At 38.6% G+C, this 1,638-nt stretch carries 3 protein-coding genes; 1 reads left to right on the top strand and 2 read right to left on the bottom strand.

All coding sequences use genetic code 11. The annotated features are described in order from the left end of the window. Window positions 1-209 precede the first annotated feature (209 nt). Window positions 210-422: a helix-turn-helix domain-containing protein gene (locus PBA01S_RS22490; RefSeq protein ID WP_036699887.1), complete on the top strand. Its 213-nt coding sequence runs from the start codon at window positions 210-212 to the stop codon at window positions 420-422. A 670-nt stretch (window positions 423-1,092) separates the two neighbouring features. On the opposite strand, the gene PBA01S_RS22485 is transcribed toward PBA01S_RS22490, so the two are convergent. Continuing rightward, complete coding sequence (locus PBA01S_RS22485; protein ID WP_016310981.1) at window positions 1,093-1,371, bottom strand: type II toxin-antitoxin system RelE family toxin; 279 nt, start codon at window positions 1,369-1,371, stop codon at window positions 1,093-1,095. Beyond that, complete coding sequence (locus PBA01S_RS22480; RefSeq protein ID WP_016310982.1) at window positions 1,355-1,591, bottom strand: hypothetical protein; 237 nt, start codon at window positions 1,589-1,591, stop codon at window positions 1,355-1,357. Before PBA01S_RS22480 ends, PBA01S_RS22485 begins: the two co-directional genes overlap by 17 nt. Window positions 1,592-1,638 lie beyond the last annotated feature (47 nt).

Genomic DNA, 1,638 nt, shown 5'->3' with positions numbered 1-1,638 from the left:
TTCTAAACGATGGCGAATTAAAGGCTCAGCTAAAACTTCTAAAGATTCAATCAATGACTTCCCTCCTTTTATTAACTCTATAAGGTTATTATATATCCCTATGGGGTTAATTGTAAAGAAAAAAATAAGCTCTATAAGGTGAAATGATGACTTCTAATTGATAAAAATAACTTTGAGATATAATATATTGATCATGGGAGGGAGTCTGCTTGATAAGGTGCAATATTAGAGTTCTTATGGCTGAACACCGAATTGATGATATAACAGAATTAATGAACAGATCTGGACTGAGTAGAAATTCGATTAACAAACTGTATAAAGAAATAAATATTGAAACGACCAAATTAGAAACATTATTAAAGCTATGTGATACATTTGAGTGCAAATTATCAGATTTGATTGAATACACGCCTGATAAATAATAACAGTAAACGATGTGGGGATACTCATAGAAGGACCCCGTCGTATAACAATGCATCTACGCTGCGGGTCATTCGCCCCTTGGTTGTCAGATGTGTAAGCAAGGAAGAATATTCAGACAACACACGACCCGGCCTAAGATAATAGCTATCTAAGGCCGGGTCGTGTCGTAGATGCGGAACCGTTATCTGCCATCGTCTAGTCGAAGAAGTGGGAAAGAATGAAAAGCTGAATAACACGAAGCAGATCAAAGGTATCTAGTTGACTACGAGAAGAGGGCTAAAGAAGTAAGCAGTAGCTAGGACTTGGTTCAGTAAGAGTCGTGAGTTAATAACGATGAAACATCATGAAGAGGATACATAGAAGTATATAAAAGAAATAAAGGCAGTAAAAAGAAATTGCAGTGAAGAACGACGGCAGATAACACAATGTTCCCGCAACGCGGCTGTAGCCGCAAGGTCCGCCCGAAGATATATGAAGTGGAATCATTACGGTGCTAATTCAGTAGCAAGGAAGGGAATTCAGGCGGACACGTCTGCAAGGCTAAGTGGCGGAGCCACCCGGCAACCTGATTCGCTGCGCTCGACGGGTCAGCGGCTTAAGCCTTTCGACGTCGGGAACACGATACGTTATCTGAAACCGGTGCGAGGCAAAATAAATGACACTTGTACTTTAAGTGCCATCAAGATTTTTATATATGTCACCGCGAGATCCTATCTTTACAACAATTATTATAAGTTCATTATCAATTACTGAATAAATCACACGAAAGGATCCAACACGAAGCCGAAAATGATTTTCCATACCTTGCATTCTTTTTATGTCGAGCTCTGGATGTCTTGGATTTTCAGAAAGAATTTTTAAGTGATCCAGAATGCGATTTCGAGTTGTGATATCCTGCTTTTGAAGATACTTAAAGGCATCCTTTAGGAACTTAATTTCGTAATTCATGTTCAACATCCTTAAGGCTAATTAATTCACCTCTTAAGTAAGCTTCATGAGCATCCTTTATGGCATCTAATTCATCTTGAGTTGTTGGTTCATCATCGAGAGGGATTTCTCTATTCACGGGAATATTGGCGAGGCGCTCCATCAATTCGGAAACCAACTCAAGATCTTTATCGGATAGTCGATCAAGCAACTCATAAAATCGTTCTTTATTTACAGCCATTTTGCCAACTCCTTTCAAGATCTAATTATAACCATTATAACATTAGA

The sequence above is a fragment of the Paenibacillus barengoltzii NBRC 101215 genome, assembly GCF_004000745.1.
GTDB classification, from domain to species: Bacteria; Bacillota; Bacilli; order Paenibacillales; family Paenibacillaceae; genus Fontibacillus; species Fontibacillus barengoltzii.
Note: the sequence above shows the minus strand (reverse complement) of the source record. Positions and strands in the feature narration are given on the sequence as shown.